The organism is Bradyrhizobium vignae, from assembly GCF_004114425.1.
Classification (GTDB): Bacteria; Pseudomonadota; Alphaproteobacteria; order Rhizobiales; family Xanthobacteraceae; genus Bradyrhizobium; species Bradyrhizobium vignae.
On the sequence record NZ_RDQF01000015.1, the window covers coordinates 111,519 to 132,030 of the forward strand.

At 64.3% G+C, this 20,512-nt stretch carries 17 protein-coding genes and 2 pseudogenes; 6 read left to right on the forward strand and 13 right to left on the reverse strand.

Annotation, left to right across the window (positions count from 1 at the left end):
* Positions 1-17: 17 nt before the first annotated feature.
* Positions 18-1,151, reverse strand: coding sequence for an extensin family protein (locus tag EAV90_RS15520; protein WP_129143889.1), 1,134 nt, complete (start codon positions 1,149-1,151; stop codon positions 18-20).
* Between the two features lie 65 nt (positions 1,152-1,216).
* Between EAV90_RS15520 and EAV90_RS15525 the strand changes: the two genes are divergently transcribed.
* Positions 1,217-2,845 carry a fatty-acid--CoA ligase gene (locus tag EAV90_RS15525; protein ID WP_122404702.1) on the forward strand — a complete coding sequence of 543 codons (1,629 nt, stop codon included), beginning with the start codon at positions 1,217-1,219 and terminating at the stop codon, positions 2,843-2,845.
* Positions 2,846-3,074: 229 nt separating this feature from the next.
* Positions 3,075-3,929 carry a DUF1499 domain-containing protein gene (locus tag EAV90_RS15530; protein WP_122404703.1) on the forward strand — a complete coding sequence of 285 codons (855 nt, stop codon included), beginning with the start codon at positions 3,075-3,077 and terminating at the stop codon, positions 3,927-3,929.
* Positions 3,930-4,040: 111 nt separating this feature from the next.
* Here the strand turns inward: EAV90_RS15530 and EAV90_RS15535 are convergent, their stop codons facing one another.
* The 4 genes from EAV90_RS15535 to EAV90_RS15550 form a co-directional block, all read right to left on the reverse strand.
* The gene (locus EAV90_RS15535; RefSeq protein ID WP_122404704.1) at positions 4,041-4,961 is read right to left on the reverse strand and encodes an MBL fold metallo-hydrolase; all 921 of its coding nucleotides are present in this window, start codon (positions 4,959-4,961) and stop codon (positions 4,041-4,043) included.
* Between the two features lie 166 nt (positions 4,962-5,127).
* Positions 5,128-6,342, reverse strand: coding sequence for an acyl-CoA dehydrogenase (locus tag EAV90_RS15540; RefSeq protein WP_024340297.1), 1,215 nt, complete (start codon positions 6,340-6,342; stop codon positions 5,128-5,130).
* A gap of 130 nt (positions 6,343-6,472) precedes the next feature.
* A complete protein-coding gene (gene ribB / locus EAV90_RS15545) occupies positions 6,473-7,549 on the reverse strand; it encodes a 3,4-dihydroxy-2-butanone-4-phosphate synthase (protein WP_129143890.1) in 1,077 nt (358 codons plus the stop codon).
* A 176-nt stretch (positions 7,550-7,725) separates the two neighbouring features.
* Positions 7,726-9,456 (reverse strand): cation:proton antiporter, encoded by a 1,731-nt coding sequence (locus EAV90_RS15550; protein WP_129143891.1) that lies wholly within the window; start codon positions 9,454-9,456, stop codon positions 7,726-7,728.
* A 67-nt stretch (positions 9,457-9,523) separates the two neighbouring features.
* Between EAV90_RS15550 and EAV90_RS15555 the strand changes: the two genes are divergently transcribed.
* Together EAV90_RS15555 and EAV90_RS15560 are read left to right on the forward strand one after the other, a co-directional pair.
* Complete coding sequence (locus EAV90_RS15555) at positions 9,524-10,051, forward strand: DUF3124 domain-containing protein (RefSeq protein WP_164936951.1); 528 nt, start codon at positions 9,524-9,526, stop codon at positions 10,049-10,051.
* A gap of 86 nt (positions 10,052-10,137) precedes the next feature.
* Positions 10,138-11,370 carry an aminotransferase-like domain-containing protein gene (locus EAV90_RS15560; RefSeq protein WP_129143893.1) on the forward strand — a complete coding sequence of 411 codons (1,233 nt, stop codon included), beginning with the start codon at positions 10,138-10,140 and terminating at the stop codon, positions 11,368-11,370.
* A gap of 2 nt (positions 11,371-11,372) precedes the next feature.
* On the opposite strand, the gene EAV90_RS15565 is transcribed toward EAV90_RS15560, so the two are convergent.
* On the reverse strand, positions 11,373-11,645 hold the full coding sequence (locus EAV90_RS15565) for a helix-turn-helix domain-containing protein (protein ID WP_164936952.1): 273 nt from the start codon (positions 11,643-11,645) through the stop codon (positions 11,373-11,375).
* A gap of 160 nt (positions 11,646-11,805) precedes the next feature.
* On the opposite strand from EAV90_RS15565, the gene EAV90_RS15570 reads away from it, so the two are divergent.
* A complete protein-coding gene (locus tag EAV90_RS15570) occupies positions 11,806-12,258 on the forward strand; it encodes a hypothetical protein (RefSeq protein WP_164936953.1) in 453 nt (150 codons plus the stop codon).
* A 41-nt stretch (positions 12,259-12,299) separates the two neighbouring features.
* Here the strand turns inward: EAV90_RS15570 and EAV90_RS15575 are convergent, their stop codons facing one another.
* The 5 genes from EAV90_RS15575 to EAV90_RS15595 all read right to left on the reverse strand — a co-directional run bounded on the left by EAV90_RS15575 (position 12,300) and on the right by EAV90_RS15595 (position 17,273).
* A complete protein-coding gene (locus EAV90_RS15575) occupies positions 12,300-13,118 on the reverse strand; it encodes an aldo/keto reductase (protein ID WP_129143895.1) in 819 nt (272 codons plus the stop codon).
* Between the two features lie 144 nt (positions 13,119-13,262).
* Positions 13,263-14,828 carry an alkaline phosphatase D family protein gene (locus tag EAV90_RS15580; protein WP_129143896.1) on the reverse strand — a complete coding sequence of 522 codons (1,566 nt, stop codon included), beginning with the start codon at positions 14,826-14,828 and terminating at the stop codon, positions 13,263-13,265.
* 113 nt (positions 14,829-14,941) lie between these two features.
* The gene (locus tag EAV90_RS15585; RefSeq protein WP_129143897.1) at positions 14,942-15,361 is read right to left on the reverse strand and encodes a hypothetical protein; all 420 of its coding nucleotides are present in this window, start codon (positions 15,359-15,361) and stop codon (positions 14,942-14,944) included.
* Positions 15,362-15,470: 109 nt separating this feature from the next.
* Entirely contained in the window at positions 15,471-16,472 is a 1,002-nt protein-coding gene (locus EAV90_RS15590) for an NAD(P)H-dependent flavin oxidoreductase (RefSeq protein WP_129143898.1), read from the reverse strand.
* Positions 16,473-16,535: 63 nt separating this feature from the next.
* Entirely contained in the window at positions 16,536-17,273 is a 738-nt protein-coding gene (locus EAV90_RS15595) for an SDR family oxidoreductase (RefSeq protein WP_122404714.1), read from the reverse strand.
* 237 nt (positions 17,274-17,510) lie between these two features.
* On the opposite strand from EAV90_RS15595, the pseudogene EAV90_RS41710 reads away from it, so the two are divergent.
* Positions 17,511-17,637: pseudogene (locus EAV90_RS41710) on the forward strand (winged helix-turn-helix transcriptional regulator); the annotation flags it as partial.
* On the opposite strand, the gene EAV90_RS15605 reads toward EAV90_RS41710, so the two are convergent.
* Positions 17,634-19,247 (reverse strand): DHA2 family efflux MFS transporter permease subunit, encoded by a 1,614-nt coding sequence (locus EAV90_RS15605; RefSeq protein WP_129143899.1) that lies wholly within the window; start codon positions 19,245-19,247, stop codon positions 17,634-17,636. The pseudogene EAV90_RS41710 and the gene EAV90_RS15605 sit on opposite strands and share 4 nt — an antisense overlap.
* A pseudogene (locus tag EAV90_RS15610) lies at positions 19,244-20,397 on the reverse strand (HlyD family secretion protein). The gene EAV90_RS15605 and the pseudogene EAV90_RS15610 overlap by 4 nt, the downstream one beginning before the upstream one ends.
* Between the last annotated feature and the right edge of the window lie 115 nt (positions 20,398-20,512).

The following is a 20,512-nucleotide window of genomic DNA, read 5'->3' on the forward strand; positions in this document are numbered from 1 at the left end:
ATCCAGAAGCGCCGGTTTCACCGGCGCTTTTTTGTTGCCGGCTTGTTTGCTGCCGGCTTGTTTGTTGCCGATTTGGACGATTGAGCCTTCTGCTTGGGCGCTGGCTTGTCCTCGGGCGGAGAGGATCTCTCCGCCGCCTCATCATCAGCACCTTCCTTTGCCTCGGGCTTCGCCGCCACCTCGCGCGGCGGCGCCTCCTCAGGGCGCTCCGCCGGCAAGAGCGGAGCAACCTGTGGCAGCGGGTCCCACACGTTCCACTGACAGATCCGGTAGTCGTTGCGGCGCTGCGCCAGGTCGAGATGGATGTGGTCCTCGTGGTACCAGTCCGAGCCCGGGCCGAGTACGGTGGAGAAGCGCGCGCACACCGAGTGCAGCACGCGCTCACGCACCTCGCGCGATATGGCGCGGTCGGTGAGGCCGATCGACTGCCCATTGGCGAGCTTGATGGCGCGGATGTCGATGGCATTGGCCTTGCCGTGCTCGGACAGCATCGCGCCAGCGACGCGGTTGCGGCCGCGACATTCGAAGGAATCGAAATTGTCGAGGTCGCTGATGGGCGAGCCGAGGCTCGCGGCCAGCGGCACCATGTCCTTGCGCACCCAGTCGGCGATTGCGGATGCCATGGTGCAGCGCAGGATCGCCGCCGGCTTGACCGTCACCTTGCGCTTGTCCGGCAGCACGATGGCTTCCAGCCGCACCAGATCCTCGCCGCCGCAGCCGCCGGGGCCGCGGATATCCGGAATTGAGGGCGCGATCGCAATCTCCTCGGTCAGCGCGAGGCGGCAGGCTGAGGCTTGTTTCTTGCGTGGCGAGGCTGCCTCGGCAGGCTTATCGGCGCTCGGCTGGTCGGACGGCTTTCCCTCCGCTTCCGGTGGGGCCTCGTCCGGTGCCCCTTCCAGTGCCCCTTCCAGCGCCTTGGGAGCCTCCGCGGGGCGCGGTTTTGGCAGCGGAATCCTGGCGGCATGAACGGCCGCGCGCGGCCGTGGTGTGCCAAGGCCGAAGACATCGAGTGGCACAGGATATTTCCGCGCTTCTGCCCTCTCGGCAGGCACGAGCAACAGCCCGAGCGCAGCGGTAACCATTGCCGCGCCAGCGGACATATAGCCGCGACAAGACCATTTGCGGCGAAAGTCCGGCAGGCTAAAAGTCATGACAATTCTTTGGCCCAACGCTGAGAGCGACAAAGCGCCCAGCGACTTCTCGGAGGAACGTCGGAATGCTTGGTTTGATGCAAGATTGGCCCCTGCTCTGCCACCGGATCATCGAACACGCCGCCAGGATTCATGGCAAGCAGGAGGTGGTCACACGCTCGGTCGAGGGACCGATCCATCGCACCAACTACGCCGAGATCCACAAGCGCGCGCTCAAGGTTTCCCAGATGCTGGAGCGCGACGGCATCAAGCTCGGCGACCGCGTCGCAACGATCGCCTGGAACACCTGGCGCCATCTCGAGGCGTGGTACGGCATCATGGGGATCGGCGCCATCTGCCATACCGTCAATCCCCGGCTTTTCCCCGAGCAGATCGCCTGGATCATCAACCATGCACAGGACCGCATCGTGATGACCGACATCACTTTCGTTCCGATCCTGGAGAAGATCGCCGACAAGCTGGCAAGCGTGGAGCGCTACATCGTGCTCACCGATAAGGCGCATATGCCCGAGACCACGCTGAAGAATGCGGTCGCCTACGAGGACTGGATTGCGCAGGCCGACGGCAAATTCAAATGGAAGGACTTTGACGAGAACACGGCGGCCGCGATGTGCTACACGTCGGGCACCACGGGCGACCCGAAGGGCGTGCTGTACTCGCATCGCTCCAACGTGCTGCACGCGCTGATGGCCAACAATGTCGACGCGCTCGGCACCAGCGCCGCCGAGACGATGCTGCCGGTGGTTCCGCTGTTCCACGCCAACAGCTGGGGCATTGCCTTCTCCGCGCCCTCGCAGGGCACCAAGCTGGTGATGCCCGGCGCCAAGCTCGACGGCGCCTCGGTCTATGAGCTGCTCTCGACCGAGAAGGTGACGCACACCGCCGGCGTGCCCACGGTTTGGCTGATGCTGCTGCAGCACATGGCCGCCAACAATCTCAAGCTGCCGGATCTGAAGATGGTGATCTGCGGCGGCTCAGCGATGCCGCGCTCGATGATCAAGGCCTTCCTCGACATGGGCTCGAACGTGCGTCACGCCTGGGGCATGACCGAAATGAGCCCGATCGGCAGCGTCGCGGCGCTGAAGCCGCCGTTCCAGAATGCAACGGGCGATGCCAAACTCGACGTGCTCCAGATGCAGGGCTATGCGCCCTTCGGCGTGCAGATGAAGATCACCGACGACGCCGGCAAGGAACTGCCCTGGGACGGCAAGACCTTCGGCCGCCTCAAGGTCTCCGGGCCCGCCGTCGCCAAGGCCTATTACCACGTCGACACCAACATCCTCGACGAGGAAGGCTTCTTCGACACCGGCGATGTCTCGACCATCGACGAGGACGGCTACATGCGGATCACCGACCGCTCCAAGGACGTGATCAAGTCCGGCGGCGAGTGGATATCCTCGATCGACCTCGAAAACCTCGCGGTCGGTCATCCGGCCGTCGCGGAAGCCGCCGTGATCGGCGTGTTCCACCCCAAATGGGATGAGAGGCCGCTGCTGATCGTACAACTCAAGCAGGGCCAGCAGGCCAGCCGCGAGGACATCCTCAAATACATGGATGGCAAGATCGCCAAATGGTGGATGCCCGACGATGTCGTCTTCGTCGACGGCATCCCGCATACCGCGACGGGCAAGATCCTGAAGACGGCACTGCGCGACCAATTCAAGGATTATCGCTTCCCGAACGCGGCGGCGTAGCGCACGAGGGCACGCACTGTCATTCCGGATGGTCCGAAGGACCAGACCCGGAATCTCGAGATTCCCAGGTGCGCAAGGGCGCACCGGGGTTCGATACCGTTGGCATCGCCCCGGAATGACGGTCCAGAGTCCGGCCTCCCTTGAATTTGCCTCCGGGCCGTGGTCTCAACGGCGCATCGTCGCGCCAGATCGGCCGGCGCCGCCCTCAACATCCGGCAGAGCTCACCCGATGGTCCGCAGGTTTTCCGCTCCCTACCAGTCGGAGCCCGTGTCCAGCCTCGCGAGCTGGGCGCGCAATCTGGCCGTGTTCGCGGTCGCGGCGGTGGTGGTGTCGATCATCATCGTGCGCTTCGATTTCCTGGAGCCGAAGCCGGCGCTTGTGACTTTCTTCGGCGGGCTCGCGATCGCCGGCCTCTCGATCTTGTTCGGGCTCGCCGGCTTTGCTGCGATCTGGCAGAACGGCTCGCGTGGCATGGCGCGCATCCTGCTTGCCTTCCTGATCGACGGGGCGATCCTCGCCTACCCCGCCTATCTGGCCTTTCAATATCGCAAGCTGCCGCCGATCTACGACATCACCACCGACCCGATCGATCCGCCGCGCTTCGACGCGCTGGCGCGCCTGCGCACCGGCGAGGGCACCAACACCGCGGTTTACGCCGGCCTCTATTCGGCGGAGCAGCAGCGCCACTTCTATCCCGACATCGAGCCCGTCGAGCTGGAGATTTCGGCCGACCGTGCCTATGCAATCGCGCTCCAGCTCGTGCACAAGCGCAAATGGATCGTGATCGATGAGCGCGCACCGCAGCCACCGCGCCGCATCGGCCGCATTGAAGCGGTCGCGCGCACGCCGATCATGGGTTTTCGCGAGGACGTTTCGATAAGGGTCGTGCCGGACGGCGATGATTCCCGCGTCGATATCCGTTCTGCTTCGCGCAACTTCGACAGTGATCTCGGCAGCAACGCCGCGCGCGTCAAAAAATTCATCGACGATCTCAACACCGCCGCCGATGCCGACGCGCTCAAGCCGGTGAAGAAGACGCCGGTCGCGCCGCCCAAGGCGCCGGCGAAGACGGTGAAGAAATAGTCTCATTCCGGGGCGCGCGATAGCGCGAGCCCGGAACCCATCGAGCTGCAGATTTGGTGGATGAATGGATTCCGGGCTCGATGCCTCGCATCGCCCCGGAATGACGAGGGATTAGCTCGCCATCCTGTAGGTCCCGCCAATTACGGGGTCGCCATCGGTTGCCACCACGCCGCGGGCGACGAGGTCTTCCAGATGCGCCAGCACGGAATAGCCGGCGGCCGTCGTCAGCCTCGGATCGATACCGATATAGATCGCGCGGACCATCGTCGGGATGTCGGTCTCGCCCTTGGCAAGGCGGTGCAGGATCGAGGCCTCACGCGCCTTGCGGTGACGGATCAGGAACCGCGCAAAGCGCGGCCCCTCGGGGATCTCGGGGCCGTGGCCTGAGAAATAGAGATCCTCCTCACGTGCCGCGAGCCGGTCCAGCGAGTCCATGTAGTCGGTCATCGAGCCGTCGGGCGGCGCCACGATCGAGGTCGACCAGCCCATCACGTGATCGCCGACGAAGTTGAACTTTCGTTCGGGCCAGGCGAATGCCAGATGATTGGCCGTGTGGCCGGGCGTCGCCACGGCCTCGAGCCGCCAACCGCCGCCTTCCACGACGTCGCCGTGTGCGAGGTTGACATCCGGCGCAAAATCGCGGTCGGCGCCGGACTCCGGATTGTGCTTCTCGCTCTCGAAACGCGGGCGGGAGGCGCGATGCGGGCCTTCGGCGTAAACCGGCGCACCCGTCGCCTGCTTGATCCGCGCGGTGTTCGGCGAATGGTCACGATGGGTGTGGGTGACGAAAATGTGCGTCACCGTCTCGCCGTGCACGGCATCGAGCAGCGCTGCCGCATGCGCCTCGTCATCCGGGCCGGGATCGATGATGGCGACATTGCCGCGGCCCACGATGTAGCTGACGGTGCCGGTGAAGGTGAACGGGCTCGGATTGTTGCAGAGCACGCGCCGCACGCCGGGGCGGACCTCCTCGACGATTCCCGGCTTCAGCGGAAAGTTGCGGTTGAACGGGATGTCGTCATTGTCGGACATGGCTGCTCGTACCTTACTGACTTCGTCATGCCCGGCCTCGTGCCGGCATCCACGTTCTTCTCGCGGCCTGAGACGTGGATGGCCGGGACAAGTAGCGCGAAGACGCGCTTTGCGCTTTTGCCCGGCCGTGACGGAGAAGAGTTTCCTCGCCTCGCCCCTCAGACGCTCAGAAAAACGCCTGAATGCCCGTGATCGCGCGACCGAGGATCAGGGCGTGGACGTCGTGGGTGCCCTCGTAGGTGTTGACCGTCTCCAGATTATGGACGTGGCGCATTACGTGATACTCGATCGAGATGCCGTTGCCGCCGTGCATGTCGCGGGCGGTGCGGGCGATATCGAGGGCCTTGCCGCAATTGTTGCGCTTGACGATCGAGATCATCTCGGGCGCGAACTTGCCCTCGTCCATCAGGCGGCCGACGCGCAACGAGGCTTGCAAGCCCAGCGCGATCTCGGTTTCCATGTCCGCGAGCTTCTTCTGCACCAGCTGGGTCGCGGCGAGAGGCTTGCCGAACTGCTTGCGGTCGAGCGTGTACTGGCGGGCGCGATGCATGCAGTCCTCGGCGGCCCCGAGCGCACCCCAGGAGATGCCGTAACGGGCGCGGTTGAGGCAGCCGAACGGACCCTTGAGGCCGGAGACGTTGGGCAGCAGGGCGTCTTCCGGAACCACGACGCCGTCCATCACGACCTCACCGGTGATGGAGGCGCGAAGCGAGAGCTTGCCGCCGATCTTCGGCGCGGAGAGGCCCTTCATGCCCTTCTCCAGCACGAAGCCGCGGATCTGGTTGTCGTGCGCGGCCGACTTGGCCCAGACCACGAACACGTCGGCGATCGGCGCGTTCGAGATCCACATCTTGCTGCCGGTGAGGCGATAGCCGTCCGAGACCTTCTCGGCACGGGTCTTCATGCCGGCCGGGTCGGAGCCGGCGTCGGGCTCCGTCAGGCCGAAGCAGCCGACCCACTCGCCGCTGGCGAGCTTCGGCAGGTACTTCTTGCGCTGGTTCTCGTCGCCATAGGCGTAAATCGGGTACATCACCAGCGAGGACTGCACCGAATTCATCGAGCGATAGCCGGAATCGACCCGCTCGATCTCGCGCGCGACGAGGCCATAGGCGACGTAGCTCGCATTGGCACAGCCATACTCTTCCGGCAGCGTGATGCCGATCAGGCCGAGCTCGCCCATCTCGTTGAAGATCTCGCGGTCCGTCTTCTCTTCGAGATAGGCCTTGGAGACGCGCGGCAGCAGCTTGTCCTGGGCGTAGGCGCGCGCAGTGTCGCGCACCATGCGCTCGTCTTCGGTGAGCTGCTCGTCGAGCAGGAACGGATCGTCCCATTGGAAAGAAGCCGCAGCCGGCTTGTCCTTGGCCTGAGGGCGCACGCTCATGAAACGTCCTTTCGCGTCTGGTTCCGTCGATAATTGCCCGACAAATTAAAGCGCCGCGGCAACAAGTTCAATTGCATCCTGGTTTCGATCGTTCCGGGGCGGCGCAGCGGCGCGCACCTCGTAGCGGTGGTCAGCTTTCGAGCTGCTCGTTGGCGACGATCTCGATGCCGAAGCCCGACAGACCCTTGTAGTCATGCACCGAGGAGGTGAGATGCCGGATCGAGGTGACGCCGAGATCGCGCAGGATCTGCGCGCCGACGCCGACCTCGCGCCACTGCCGGTTGCGGTCGGCCTCGGTCGACGACTCGTCCGGCAGCGGGGCCACGGGGACGCCGGCCGCGCCGTCGCGCAAGTAAACCAGCACGCCACGGCCTGCTTTCTTGAAATGCTCGAGCACGACCGCCATGCGCTTGTGGCCGGTGAAGGTGTCCTTGACGATGTTCGGCTTGTGGAAGCGCGTCAGCACGTTCTTGCCGTCGCCGACACCATTATAGACGAAGGCAACGTGGGCGATGGAATCGAACGGCGAGCGGTAGGCATAGCCCTGCAAGGGACCGATCGGGCTCTCGGTGACGAAGGTCGAAACCCGCTCGATCAGTTTCTCGCGCGCCTGGCGGTAGGCGATCATGTCCGCGATGGTGACGTGCTTGAGCCTGTGCTCGGCGGCGAAGCGGGCCACCTGCTCACCCTTCATCACGCTTCCGTCGTCGTTCATCAACTCGCTGATGACGCCGACCGGCGGCAGGCCGGAGAGCTTGCAGAGATCGACGGCCGCTTCGGTGTGACCGGAGCGCAAGAGCACGCCGCCGTCCTTGGCGATCAGGGGGAAGATGTGGCCCGGCCGGGCGAAATCGTGGGCGCCGACATTGGGATTGGCGAGCGCGCGGCAGCACGAAGCTCGCTCCTCGGCGGAGATGCCGGTGCCGCCATCGGGCTTGTAGTCGATCGAGACCGTGAACGCGGTGGTGTGCGCGGAATCGTTGTGGGCGACCATCGGATCGAGCCGCAGGCGGCGCGCGTCCTCGGTGGTCACGGGCGCGCAGACGATGCCGGAGGTGTGGCGGATGATGAACGCCATCTTCTCGGCGGTGCAGAGCGAGGCGGCAACGATCAGATCGCCCTCGCCCTCACGGTCCTCGTCGTCGGTGACGACCACGAGCTCACCCCGGGCAAAGGCCTGCAAGACTTCCTGAACGCTATCGGGCATTTCCCAATCTCTATCGGTTATGGCCGGGAGGCTTAGCCGGACTTGGGTCGGGGCGCTAGTCTCCCCAGCGCAACCACATATGCCAGACGGCAGGCCTGCCGATGGGTTTCAGGCTTGCACCGGGCATACCAGCGATATAGGCGCAGATTGCCCGCAAGGAAGCCGGCCGGACGCCGTCAGGGCAGCACCTCGCGGCGCTCGCCGAGCCGCTGGTCGAGTTCGGCGCGCTTGTCCTCGAGCAAACCGGCCTGGGCGGCTTCGATCACGGTAAACAGCTCATGTGCATCGCTGAGCCGGCTCACCGTGACGTAGCTGGCGCCGGCCTCGTAGAGAGCACCGACGTCGGCCAACAGGTCGGCCGTAGCCACGATCAGGGCGGTCGGATTGAGCGCGCGGACGTGGCGGACCAGCTTCTCGTTGGTAGCGCCCTTCAGCAGCGAATCCGGCACGCTGAGGATGATCATCTCGGACTTGCCAATGCCGGCGTGAATCAGCGTATCGACATTGCTGATGTCGCCATAGATCACGTGCAAACCGCGCGAGAGCAGGGTCTGGTACACATTGGGGTTGAAATCGACGACGGTGATCTGCTCGAGCAGCACCGGCGTCTGCCGTTCTATCTCGGCTAGAAGCGCGCTCGCCGCACGGAAAAAGCCGAGGATGACGATGCGGCGAGCCTCGCCGTGGCCGCCCCCGTGTCCCTCCTCGGCATGGCCGTTGCCATGATCGAGATCGCGCAGGCCGACCCGCTTCAAGGGCCCGATCGCCCAACGGGTGATCTCGTCGCTGCGGGTCATCACGAAGGTCGAGAGCACCGCCAGCACCACGAAGGCGAAGGAGGCGGCATTCGCCGTCTCGGCTGCGATGTGATGGTCGGTGACGCCGGTCTGGATCACCACCAGCGAGAATTCCGAGATCTGCGCGAGGTTGAGCGCGGGCAACAGGCTGGCGCGCAGGCCCTGCTTCATCAGGTAGAGCGGCGTGAACGTCGTGACGAGGCGGCTCGCCACCGTGAACGCCGCGATCATCAAGGCAAGGCCGATCACCGAGAGGCCGGGCACGGGAATGGTCATGCCGAGCGCGACGAAGAACAGCGTGATGAAGAAGTCGCGCAGTGTGGTGACCTTGGCGGTGACGTCGAGCGCGTAAGGGAAGGTCGAGAGCGAGACGCCGGCGATCAGCGCGCCCATCTCGCGGGACAGCGAGAGCCGCTCGGCGGTCTCGGCGACGAGGAAGCACCACGCGAGCGCACCGAGCAGGATCAGCTCGGGCCGCCGGGCAATCTGATGGAACAGGCGCGGCAGCACATAGCGGCTGACCAGCAGCGCGGCCGCGACCAGCACCGCGACGCGGCCGATCGAGAGCAGGATGACGCTGACCTGCAGATTGGCCAGGCTCGGCTGCACCGCCAGGAACAGGATGGCGAAGATGTCCTGGAGCACCAGGATGCCGAGGGTGATCCGACCCGGCAGCGTATCGAGCTCGCGCTTTTCGTAGAGCACCTTGACGATGATGACGGTGCTCGAGAGCGCGCAGGCGACGCAGAGATAGACCGCATCGAAATGCCCGCCGCCGAGCGACAGGCCGATGCCGACGAAGAACAGAACCCCGAGCAAACAGCCGCCGAGGAGCTGCCCGCCCGCCGCGAACAGGATCACCTTGCCCGCCCGCACGATCTTCTTCAGGTCGATCTCGAGCCCAATCATGAACAGCATGAAGATCAGGCCAAGCTCGGAGATGACGCTGATCGATTCCTGCGACTTGACCCAGCCGGCGCCGAATGGACCTATGCAAAAGCCGGCGATAAGGTAGGCCAGGATCAAGGGTTGTCGGGAGAAATGGGCGAGCAGACCCAGCATCCAGGCAAACAGGATACAGAGAGTGATGTCGCGAATGAGCTCGTGCATGCCAAATTGGTCCGTTTTGCCGCACCCTAGAGACGGGTTGCGGCGCGACAAGCGAGCAATTCGTCACATGCGGAATGGGATCGTCGCAGCCATGCTGCTAGCTCCCCTCGCCTTTGCCGTGCCCGCCGCCGCGCAATCCAAGGTCAATATCGAACAAAACTTTGCCGATTCGCTCATCCCGCTGCCGAAGGAGGACCTCGCCGTCTCCGGCGGATTCTACGTGCCCGCCTATTCCAGCGTCGCGATGAGCCAGGGCAAGCTGCGCGTCGACTTCTCGGTGACATTGAGCGTGCACAACGCCTCCGAGACCCAGCCGCTGGTCATCAAACGCATCGCCTATTTCGACACCGCAGGCAAGCAGGTCGAGAGCTATCTGAAGACGCCGGTGGCGTTGAGGCCGCTCGCCACCGTCTCGATCTTCATTCCGACCGACGACGTGCGCGGCGGGACCGGAGCCAATTTTCTCGTCGACTGGGCCGCCACGGGCGAGATCGCCGAGCCGGTGGTCGAAGCGCTGATGGTTGGCGGCATCGCCAACGCGCATTACGCTTTCATCAGCCAAGGCCGTCCGACCAGGACGGCCACAAAGAAGTGAGGCCGCCCGACCAGGACGGCCGGCAAGAAGTAAGGCGGCCGGTGCAAAGCCCGACGCTCAACAACAACAAAACGAGGAATGCTCCCATGACGTCCAGCTTCGATTTCGCGCCCCTGTTTCCCGCAGGGCTGCCGGCCCCTTCTGCGCGCTGGACGGGCCTTGCCAAATACAACTTCGTCGGCGGCAACAACGATTCCGAGCAGGTGCCGCTCGACGAGCTGATCGAGGCGACCAACACGGTGCTGCGACGCGAGGGCCGCTCGCTCGCCACTTACGGGCTGGCGCATGGCCCGCAGGGCTACCTGCCCTTGCGCGAATTCCTGGTGACGAAGCTCGGGCGCGATGCCGGCATCAGCTGTACCGTCGACGATCTCCTGATCGTATCCGGCTCGCTCCAGGCACTCGATCTCGTCAACGCGACGCTGCTGGCGCGCGGCGATACCGTGATTTTCGAGCAGGAGAGCTATCAGGGCTCACTGACCCGCCTGGCGCGGCTCGGTGTCAAAGTGGTCGGCATTCCCCTCGACAAGGACGGCATGCGCATGGACGTGCTGGCGACGACGCTGGCCGACCTAAGGAGCCGCGGCATCCGCCCAAAATACATCTACACCATTCCGACGGTGCAGAACCCGACCGGCAGCATCATGCCCGAGAGCCGGCGCGCCGAACTGGTGCGGCTCGCGACCGAATACGGGGTGCCCATCTTCGAGGACGATTGTTATGCCGACCTCGTCTGGTCGGGGCAGCGGCCGCCCGCCATCTACGCGATGAGCCCGAATGGCGGCGTGATCCATATCGGCTCGTTCTCCAAGTCGATCGCGCCGGCCCTGCGCGTCGGCTTCGTCGTGGCGCCCTGGGAGGTGATGTCGCGGATGCTGGCGCTGAAGACAGATGCGGGCTCCGGTGCACTGGAGCAGATGGTGCTCGCGACCTATTGCAAGCCGCATTTCGCAAGCCATGTCCCGGCCCTGACCAAGGCGCTGCGCACCAAGCTCGACACGCTGATGGAAGCGCTCGACGAACAGTTCGGGACGGCTGCCGAATTCGATGAGCCGAAGGGCGGCATCTTCCTCTGGGTGAAGCTACCCGATCAGGTCGATACGCTGAGACTCTATCAGGCCGCGCTCGCCGCCGGCGTCTCGATCAATCCGGGGCCGGAATGGTCGACCAGCAAGGAACATTCCAGCTCGCGGCTGCGGCTGTGCTTTGCCAGCCTCACGCATCAGCAGATCCGCGAAGGCGTCGCGGTGCTGGCCGAAGTCTGCCGCAAGGAATTCGGCGTGCCCGCCCGGAGCGCCAATGTGGAGACGCGAGCCTGATATCAGGCCGCCTGGGGCTGGCTGCCGTGGATCGCGGAGGCCAGCCGCAGCAACAAGACGATGGAGACGTTGCCCTTACCGGCCTCGATCTGGGCGATGTAGCGCTCGGAAATCCCGGAGCGGCGGGCAAGCTCCCGGCGCGACAGGTCGCAGCGCATGCGCGAGGACCGTAAACGATCGCCCAGCTCGGTCAGAAACGCGGCCTCGGAATAAGGCGGTACGGCGCAGCTCCCCGGCAGCACTTCGCCCGCAAAATCCATCACTTGATTCAGCATTGGTCTATCCACGTTCGCCTTCGGGAAATGCAATCTTACCCTCGAAACGCCCAGCTTCATTGATGCGGATCAAATTCGCGAGCGATCGGCGGCTGACGTTGGAACGGCCGCGAGCGTGATGCTACACTTTGGAATTCTTCGAGGCGGGGTCTTTCAGGACATGATGCGTCGTTTTGGCTGCTGGATCGCGGCTGCGGTGCTGTGGGTCGCGTTCACCTCCCTGGCCGGCGCCGAGACGCTGGCTGCGACCGTGGAGCAATGGGGCCTGTTCGGCTCGTGGGCGGTCGACTGCGCGGCCCAGCCCGACCGCGACAGGGGCGCGTTCCTGACTTACGAAATCCGGAAAGACGGCCGGGTGATGTACCGCCGCGATTTCGGCGAGGCCAGGGACGAAAACGAAGTGGTGTCCGCCACAGTGAACGCCGAGGGCCTGCTCAATGTGATGGTGTACTTCCCATCGTTGCACCAGACGCGTGAATTCGGACTCCTGTTGCAGAAGGACGGCAGCCTGCGCGCGATCTACAATCGCAGCGAGCGCGGCGAGTACACGATCAGGGACGGCAAGTACGTCACCACCGGCGCACCAACGCCGGCGCAGCAGCGCTGCGATTAGCTGTCATTCCCTTTCCCACAAGGGGAAGGGAGAACGCCGGCCTAATCCCATGCCGGCGCGAAGCCGGGATTGACGCAGCGCTTGTCCTTCGCCAGCCCAGCGATCTTCTTGCGATCGGCATCGTCGAGCGTGATCTTCAACGCATCGAGATTGGCCTGCTGGCTCTCGCGGCGCGAGGCCTTCGGGATCGCGGCAACGCCGTCCTGGTCGAGCAGCCATTTCAACGCGACCTGCGCGGCGGTCGCGTCGTGCCTGGCGCCGATTTCGGCCAGCACCGGATCGGTCGCGAAACGTCCTTGCGCCAGCGGACAATAGGCAACCAGCGGGATCGACTTGGCCCGGAGATAGGCCAGCAGCTTCGATTGATCGAGCATGGCGTGATATTCGACCTGATTGCAGGCGATCGGTGCCTTGATCTCCTCGACCGCGACCTTGAGCAGCGCAGTGGTGAAATTGGCAACGCCGATGGCCCGCGTGCGTCCCTCCTCCTTCAGCTTCATCAGGGTCTCGAACACCGCGCCCCAGTTCGCAGCCCCCGACGGCCAATGCACGAGATAGAGATCGACATGATCGAGCCGGAGCTTTTGCAGGCTGGCGTCGAAAGCGCGGCGGATCGCGTCCGGGGCGAGGTTCTCATGCCAGACTTTTGTGGTGACGTGCAGCTCGCCGCGCGGCACGCGGGACGATGCGATGGCAGAGCCGATCGGCTCCTCATTGGCATACATCTCGGCCGTATCGATGTGGCGATAGCCGAGCGCAAGCGCGCTCTCGACCGCGGCGCGGCAGGCATCGCCCTGCATGCGGAAGGTGCCGAGGCCGAGCTTGGGCATGCTGATGCCCTGTGTTTTCAGATGATCCATGAAACAGGCTCCTGGTATTTCAGCCCACCGGATGCGCGCGGCGACGCCGCGTGAGCAGACTTTTCGGTGATGGAAGAGAAGTGGCGGGAAGCCTCACCCTAGCGCGGGAGGAGCGCGGCGGCCAATCAAGATCGGGTTAACAGCCTACGAATGCTGCGCCACTACGGACCGAGGCACCTGCGGCTGCGGCACGATGTCGACCGACCAGAGGTCGCGGTTGTCGACGTCCTTTAGGGTCACCCTCATCACACCGGTCGCACCATCGATGCCGACACGGCCGAAGAACTGCAGGCCGAAGCACGGGGCCAGATTGTCGCCCTGCGCGGGGTTACAGCCACGCTGGTACATCGCGACCGGGCCAAAGGTGTCGTCGAGTTCGCCAGGCCCCCAGGTGCCGGCATGCAGCGGGCCGGAGACGAATTCCCAGAATGGGTCGAAATCCTGAAATTGCGCCTTGTTCGGATCGTAGTAGTGCGCGGCGGTGTAGTGCATGTCGGCAGTGAGCCAGACGATGTTGCGGATACCGGCGCGCTTGATGGAGGAGAGCAGATCGGCGATCTCGTGCTCGCGCCGGTCGGGCGGCCCATCGCCGAGCGCAATGGCATCCAGGCTGATCAGGCCGATCGGCAGATCGGCCGCGATCACTTTCCAGGTCGCGCGCGAGGCAGCGAGCTCGCGCTTCAGCCAGGCGAGCTGCTCGGCGCCGAGGATCCAGCCGCGGTGATCATCGCTCTTGTTCCAGCTCTCATCGCGGTAGCTGCGCATGTCGATCATGAAGACATCCAGCAGCGGGCCGTAGGCGATCTTGCGATAGACGCGTCCTTTTCGCGCGCCGATGTCGCGGATCGGCATGAAGTCGAAAAAGGCGCGACGCGCACGCGCGACCAGGCGGGGCGTGCCGTCATTCTCATAGCCGGCCTCGTCATAACTACCGATCGGTGACCAGTCATTGGTCACCTCGTGATCGTCCCATTGCGCGAACATCGGCACCTCCGCGTGAAAGGCGCGGAAGTGCTCGTCGAGATGGTTGTATCTGTAGTTGCCGCGGAACTGCGCCAGCGTGTGCGCGACCTCGGATTTCTCCTCGGTGACGATGTTGCGCCATGTCTCGCCGTTCGGCAGCTTTTGTTCGGCGGGAATCGCGCAATCTGCGTAGATGTGATCGCCGGAGTGAATGAAGAAATCTGGACGGTTATCGAGCATGGTCCGATAGCTGCGATAGCCCCCGCGGGAGACGTCGATGCCCCAGCCCTGCCCCGCCGTGTCGCCGGACCACAGGAACGAGATCGACTGGCCAGCTGCCGGCGCGGTACGGAAATGACCGACGCGGCTTTCGCCGGCAAGACCGGTGGCAATGTCGTCGAAGCGGACACGGTAGAAGATGTCCTGCCCGAGAGGCAGATCGTTCAGCAGTAGTTTTGAGGTGAGATCGGCGTCGGGCAGTGCATCGCCCGACGCTGACGCGATGATCGTTTTGAAACTTTCGACGGTCGAGCATTCCACCTGCATCCGAGCAGGCCGGTCGGCGCGCGCCCAAATCACGGCGGAGCCGTCGGAGATGTCGCCGGACTGGATGCCGCCTGCGATCTGCGGGCGATCGGCGGCGCGGCTCAGGTGGGGCTTCGCAAGGGAGGCGATGGTGAGGCTGGAGACGGAGCGGACCAGGAACTGCCGCCGGGTCCATGCGCGCGAGCCGCGGAGCGTTGCCATTCAGGAGACCTTCGTCGAATCGCGACGGAAGGTGCCTGCGCTCCTTGACTCCCAGCTTACGGTTTCTTGACGCCGCGCCTACGGTTTTAAGACACGGGGGTGACGCCTGTGAGCTAGCGCTTCCAGTTGCAGATGCCACCGGAGCGACAGGGCCAGGTCTGAATGCGCGTGTCCATCGCCTGTGCATCGAGCGGATTGCCACGGCGATGCGACAGCCTGGTGCGTGCTGCGCCACGCGGCTGGTTGCTCTTCGCGTGCGCGACCTCCGGCGCGGCCACACGGACCCGTTCAGCGGCGACCTTCTTCGGCACGTCGATGGGCTCGGCGCGCGCCTGCGCCTCGTTGCCGCCGCGCGCTTCGAGCGCGACGGGTGCGAAGTGCGTCTCCGGCCCAAGACGCTTCGGCGACAGCACGGACTTGGAGAGATCGAGGCCGAAATATTCGTCGGGCTTGTAGTCGTCAGCGCGCGCGATACCGCTCCCTGCGACCCCGAGGGCAAAGGCAATTGCGAAGGGAACGCTTTTCAGGACCACGGACGCCTCCTGAAATTGATTCATTAAAGGGGTAATTTACCCCTTATTTAGGAGGCGTCGCGGGCAATTCCAGCGGCCAAATGCGGCCGTGGTTAAGAAGTTTGACGTGTCAGGCGACCTTTCGCGTCGCTTCCGTTCCGTCCAGGAACCCCATCAGGCGGCTGCGGATGATGGTTTCCGCCTCGCCCATGATGCGATCAACGAGCTCCTTGCAGGATGGGATGTCGTGGATCAGGCCCGCGACCATGCCGCAGCTCCAGGCACCGGCATCCATCTGGCCGTCCAGCATGATCCTGGGATACACGCCCGCGACCTGCTCGTGGATATCGCCGATCGTGAGCTTGTCGCCCTTCTCGCGCTCGATCTCGAGCAGGCGGTCGACATTGGCGTTCTTGAGAACGCGCTCGGTATTGCGCAGCGCCCGCATGATCAGGCGGGTGTCGAGCTCGGTGGCAGCGACCAGCGCGTTCTTGACGTTCTGGTGCACCGGCGCCTCCTTGGTGGCGATGAAGCGCGTGCCCATGTTCATGCCCGCCGCACCCAGCGACAGCGCCGCGACCAGGCTGCGTCCATCGGCCATGCCGCCGGAGGCGACGAAGGGGATCTTCAACTCCTCGGCCGCGCGCGGCAGCAGGATCATGTTGGGAATGTCGTCCTCGCCCGGATGTCCGCCACATTCAAAACCGTCCACGCTGACGGCGTCGCAGCCGATGCGCTCCGCCTTCAACGAGTGGCGCACCGACGTGCATTTGTGAATGACCTTGATGCCGGCGGCCTTCAGCGCCGGCATGTAGGCTTCCGGGCTGCGGCCTGCTGTCTCCACCGCCTTGATGCCACCTTCGACGATGGCGGCAATGTATTCGGGATAGGGCGGCGCCGAGAAGGTCGGCAGGAAGGTGAGGTTCACACCAAACGGCTTGTCGGTCATGTCGCGGCAGCGCGCGATCTCCTTCGCGAGCAATTCCGGCGTCTTCTGCGTGAGACCGGTGATGATGCCGAGCCCGCCGGCATTGGAGACGGCAGCAGCCAGCTCGGCAAAGCCGACGAAATGCATGCCGCCCTGAATGATGGGGTGCTCGATGCCGTATAGTTCGGTGATCGCGGTCTTCACTTAGCTACCTCCCGGAAATTTGCTTGATGTTGAGATCAGTCTAGCCGGACTTTTGCGCCGCGGTCACCATTTCTCTCCGAACGGGCGGATCTCCATCTCGAAGGTCCAGGCACTCTTCGGCTGCTGATAAAGCTGCCAATAGGCATTGGCGACCGACGACGGCGGCATCAGCAGATCGGGATTATCAAGCGCATTCGGCCCGAGCGCTTCGAGCCGGCGCTGACGCACCCATTCCGTATCGACCCCGGAATCGATGATGAGATGAGCGACGTGGATATTCTTCGGCCCGAGCTCGCGCGCCATCGCCTGTGCCACCGCGCGCAGGCCGAACTTGGCGCTGGCAAAGGCGGCAAAGCCGCTGCCGCCGCGTAAGGAGGCCGTGGCACCAGTAAAGAAGATATTGCCGCCGCCGCGCGGCAGCATCAGCCGCGCCGCCTCTCGTCCTGCAAGGAAACCGGAATAGCAGGCCATCTCCCACACTTTCCGGAACACGCGCTCGGTGGTGTCGAGGATCGGGAAATTGACGTTGGCACCGACATTGAAAATGCAGACCTCCAGCGGCGCGTGCTTGTCGGCGTCATTGAGGAAGGCGATGACTTCGTCCTCCTTCCGTGCATCGAGCGAGCGCGCGTGGATCTCGCCACCTGCGGCCTCGATGTCTTTCACTAGCGGCGCGAGCTTGTCGCCGTTGCGGCGGCCGGCGAAGATCGAGAACCCTTCGGCGGCAAACTTCTTGGCGATCTCGGAGCCGATGAAATCGCCGGCCCCGATGACGGCCGCAGTGGCGTTTCGCTTGGACAAGATCGCCTCCTCCGGTGAGCCGCACTATGGGCGTGCGGTGTGCAATGTGCCGGAGGCTATAGTTCTAAAATAGAAGTGGCAACCGAATGCCAAGTTTACGTGAAAGTATCCCTGACAGCTCAAGTTAGTTCCTTTTTTCAGACTGACTACTTGCGAGAACCCCATCATGAAATGGGACACGCTGGACGAAGAGCCCCGCTCGCTCTCCCGCACCGTCGCCGTGGTCGGCGACCGCTGGACAAGAGCTGCGGCAAGCTGTTCGATCCCGTGATGGTGTGCTCGGAATGCGGAGGTGCTGCATGCCAAGCAGGTGCACGTGCATGCGGGGCCGGGGCGGAGGGAAGCAGGTCTTGGAACGACCTAGTGCCCTCGCACTGGCGCCCTCAGATCGATCGGGCGCAACACCGCCGCCGTGGGAATCATCAGTACAGCGACGATCGCGAGCGTCCAGAACACGTCGACATAGGCGAGCAGATCGACCTGCTGCTGCAAGGTGCGCCCGACCCAGGCGATCGCCTGTGACGCCGCATCGCTCGCATTGGAGCCCTGGGCCTGGAAGTAGCGCGTCATTGCGTCGATGGTCTGCTGATAGCCGAGATCCGAAGGCGCGGCGTGCTCGATCAGGCGGCTCTGATGGAATTGCTGGCGCTGAGCTAGGAGCGTCTGCGCCAGCGCAACCCCCATCGAGCCGCCGATATTGCGCGCGACATTGATTAGGGCGGAGGCCTGGTTGGTCTTCTCGGGTGGCAAGCCGTCATAGGATGCCGTCGTCACCGGAAGGAACAGGAACGGAAGAGCGACCGCGAGATAGATTCGCGCCAACGCGGCATAGCCGTAGGTGATCTCCCCGGTAAGCCCGGTCAGATGCCACATGGAAAGTGCGGCAGTCGCAGCGCCGAACATGATCAGATATTTGGGCTGCACTATCGTGACTAGTCGTCCCGCCACCGGCATCAACATCATCGTCACGACGCCGCTCGGCGACAGCACCAATCCTGCAAGCATGGCTGTATAGCCCAGCTCCGTCTGCAAAAGCTGCGGCAATAGCTGCGTCGTTGAGATCAGCACCGCAAATGTGCCGAGCATGACCAGGAAACAGGACCCGAACTGGCGCCTGCCGATCAGGCGGATGTCGACGATCGGATCATCCCGCATCAACTCCCACGGGATCAATGCGAGCAGGCAGAAGGCGGCAAGAAGGGCAAAGAACAGGATCATGTTCGATCCGAACCAATCATTGCGCTGACCTTCGTCAAGCACGAATTCGAGCGCGCCGAGCCCGATCGCGACCAGCAGGAAGCCGATGTAGTCGACGCGCAGGCCTCTGCTCAGCAGCTCCGCCCTCTCCTCTTCCGCGCCCGACGGCTCCTTGACCAGCGTGCCGACGAGGAACAGCGAGATCAGACCCATCGGCACGTTGATCAGGAACACCCAATGCCAGGAATAGGTGTCGGTGATCCAGCCGCCGAGCGTCGGGCCGATCACTGGGGCGACCACGACGGCGACGCCATAGATCGCAAACGCCTGGCCGCGTTTTTGCGGCGGAAACGAGTCGGCAAGGATCGCCTGCTCGCTGGTGGCCATGCCGCCGCCGCCGAGGCCTTGAAGGATGCGAAACAGCACCAGCGACTGCAAACTCCAGGCAAGTCCGCACAACAGCGAGGCCACCGAGAAGGTCGCGACGCAGATCATGTAGAAGCGCTTGCGCCCCATCACGGTCGACAGCCAACCCGAGATTGAGAGCACGACGGCATTGGCAACGAGATAGCTGGTGATGACATAGGTGCTCTCGTCGATCCCGACCGCGAGGCCGCCGGCGATGTGGCGCAATGCGACGTTGGCGATGGTGGTGTCAAGCACCTCCATGAAGGTCGCGATCGAGACCACGAAGGCGATCAGATAGGGATTGTGCCCACCGGCCGCCGAGCGCTCCGGCGACCAGCCGGCGGTCCCGACTTGCGTAACATCCGTCATCGCACCCTGGTCCAGGGCACGACCGACATGCCGGGACCAACGGGCAGATCGGCCGGCCAGTTGTCGACCACGATCTTCACGGGCACGCGCTGCACCACCTTGACGTAATTGCCGGTGGCGTTCTCCGCCGGCAGCAGGCTGAACGCGGTGCCCGAGCCCGGTTGCACGGAATCGACGTGGCCGGTCAGCTTGCGGCCGGGATAGGCATCGATGCGGATCTCGACCGGCTGGCCCGGACGCATGTCGTTGAGCTGCGTCTCCTTGTAGTTGGCGACGACCCAGACCTCGTCGGGCACGAACATCATCAGGCTCTGGCCGGCCGTGACGAATGTGCCCTTGGCGCCCGACAGCTTCACCACGCGGCCGGACTGGGCCGCGACGACGCTGGTGTATTGCAGATTCAGCTTCGCCTGATCGAGCTGCGCCTGCGACTGTTCGAGCTGCGCCTTGGCGCCTTCGAGCTGGGCCTGCAGCGTCTTGATTCCGACCTGCGCAGTCGTTACCGCGGTCTTGGCGCGCTCGGTGTTGGCCTGCTGCGCCTGAAGGTCTGAGCGGGTCTGCTGCTGGCGCTGCACGGTGCCGGCCCCCTTCTCGACGAGATCTTCTGCGCGGTTGAACTCCTCTTGCGCGAACTGGAGCTGGGCCTGCGCCTGCTCGAGCTGCGCCTGGGCCTGCTTGATCTGCTCCTCCTGGGAGACGATCTGCGCCTCGACGTTGGCGATGTTTGCCTTGGAGACTTCAACCTGCGCAGTGGCCTGATCGACCGCGATCCGGTAGTCGCGATCGTCGATCTTCGCCAGCAGATCGCCGCCATTGACATGCTGGTTGTCGGTGACCGGCACGTCGATCACGTAGCCGCCGACCTTCGAGGCCACGGAAAAGCTGCGCGCCGCGACGAAGGCGTCGTCGGTGGACTCGTAGTGGCGGACCTCGAGCCAATAGAGCAGGCCGCCGACCAGGGCCGCGACCAGCACGACGGTGCCGACGGTCGCCAGCAGCCAGTGCTCACGAGGCCGATCGCGCAGCGACGGTGTCTTCGCCGGCTTCTGGCCGTCGGCGTCGCGGGACTGATCGGGGGAGGCTTTTGGCGCTTCGTTCGCCCTCTGCGGCTGCTCCGCGCCGGATCACGCTGCCGTGTCTGAGCATCCACGATGAACACCTTTCTTTCGGACTAAACCGGCGGGAGAGCAGAGAAGAGCAGCTCGCGCGCCGCGAGCTCAACCGCGGCGCCGAGGCATGGTTCCGGCTTTGAAGAAGCTCACCAC

What these genes read in the sequence shown, in the direction of transcription:
- EAV90_RS15520 (WP_129143889.1), bottom strand. Translation starts at nt 1,151, where the DNA reads ATGACTTTTAGCCTGCCGGACTTTCGCCGCAAATGGTCTTGTCGCGGC.
- EAV90_RS15575 (WP_129143895.1), bottom strand. Translation starts at nt 13,118, where the DNA reads ATGGATCATCTGAAAACACAGGGCATCAGCATGCCCAAGCTCGGCCTC.
- EAV90_RS15550 (WP_129143891.1), bottom strand. Translation starts at nt 9,456, where the DNA reads ATGCACGAGCTCATTCGCGACATCACTCTCTGTATCCTGTTTGCCTGG.
- EAV90_RS15535 (WP_122404704.1), bottom strand. Translation starts at nt 4,961, where the DNA reads ATGTCCGACAATGACGACATCCCGTTCAACCGCAACTTTCCGCTGAAG.
- EAV90_RS15570 (WP_164936953.1), top strand. Translation starts at nt 11,806, where the DNA reads ATGATGCGTCGTTTTGGCTGCTGGATCGCGGCTGCGGTGCTGTGGGTC.
- EAV90_RS15580 (WP_129143896.1), bottom strand. Translation starts at nt 14,828, where the DNA reads ATGGCAACGCTCCGCGGCTCGCGCGCATGGACCCGGCGGCAGTTCCTG.
- EAV90_RS15525 (WP_122404702.1), top strand. Translation starts at nt 1,217, where the DNA reads ATGCTTGGTTTGATGCAAGATTGGCCCCTGCTCTGCCACCGGATCATC.
- ribB (WP_129143890.1), bottom strand. Translation starts at nt 7,549, where the DNA reads ATGCCCGATAGCGTTCAGGAAGTCTTGCAGGCCTTTGCCCGGGGTGAG.
- EAV90_RS15530 (WP_122404703.1), top strand. Translation starts at nt 3,075, where the DNA reads ATGGTCCGCAGGTTTTCCGCTCCCTACCAGTCGGAGCCCGTGTCCAGC.
- EAV90_RS15560 (WP_129143893.1), top strand. Translation starts at nt 10,138, where the DNA reads ATGACGTCCAGCTTCGATTTCGCGCCCCTGTTTCCCGCAGGGCTGCCG.
- EAV90_RS15605 (WP_129143899.1), bottom strand. Translation starts at nt 19,247, where the DNA reads ATGACGGATGTTACGCAAGTCGGGACCGCCGGCTGGTCGCCGGAGCGC.
- EAV90_RS15540 (WP_024340297.1), bottom strand. Translation starts at nt 6,342, where the DNA reads ATGAGCGTGCGCCCTCAGGCCAAGGACAAGCCGGCTGCGGCTTCTTTC.
- EAV90_RS15555 (WP_164936951.1), top strand. Translation starts at nt 9,524, where the DNA reads ATGCGGAATGGGATCGTCGCAGCCATGCTGCTAGCTCCCCTCGCCTTT.
- EAV90_RS15565 (WP_164936952.1), bottom strand. Translation starts at nt 11,645, where the DNA reads ATGCTGAATCAAGTGATGGATTTTGCGGGCGAAGTGCTGCCGGGGAGC.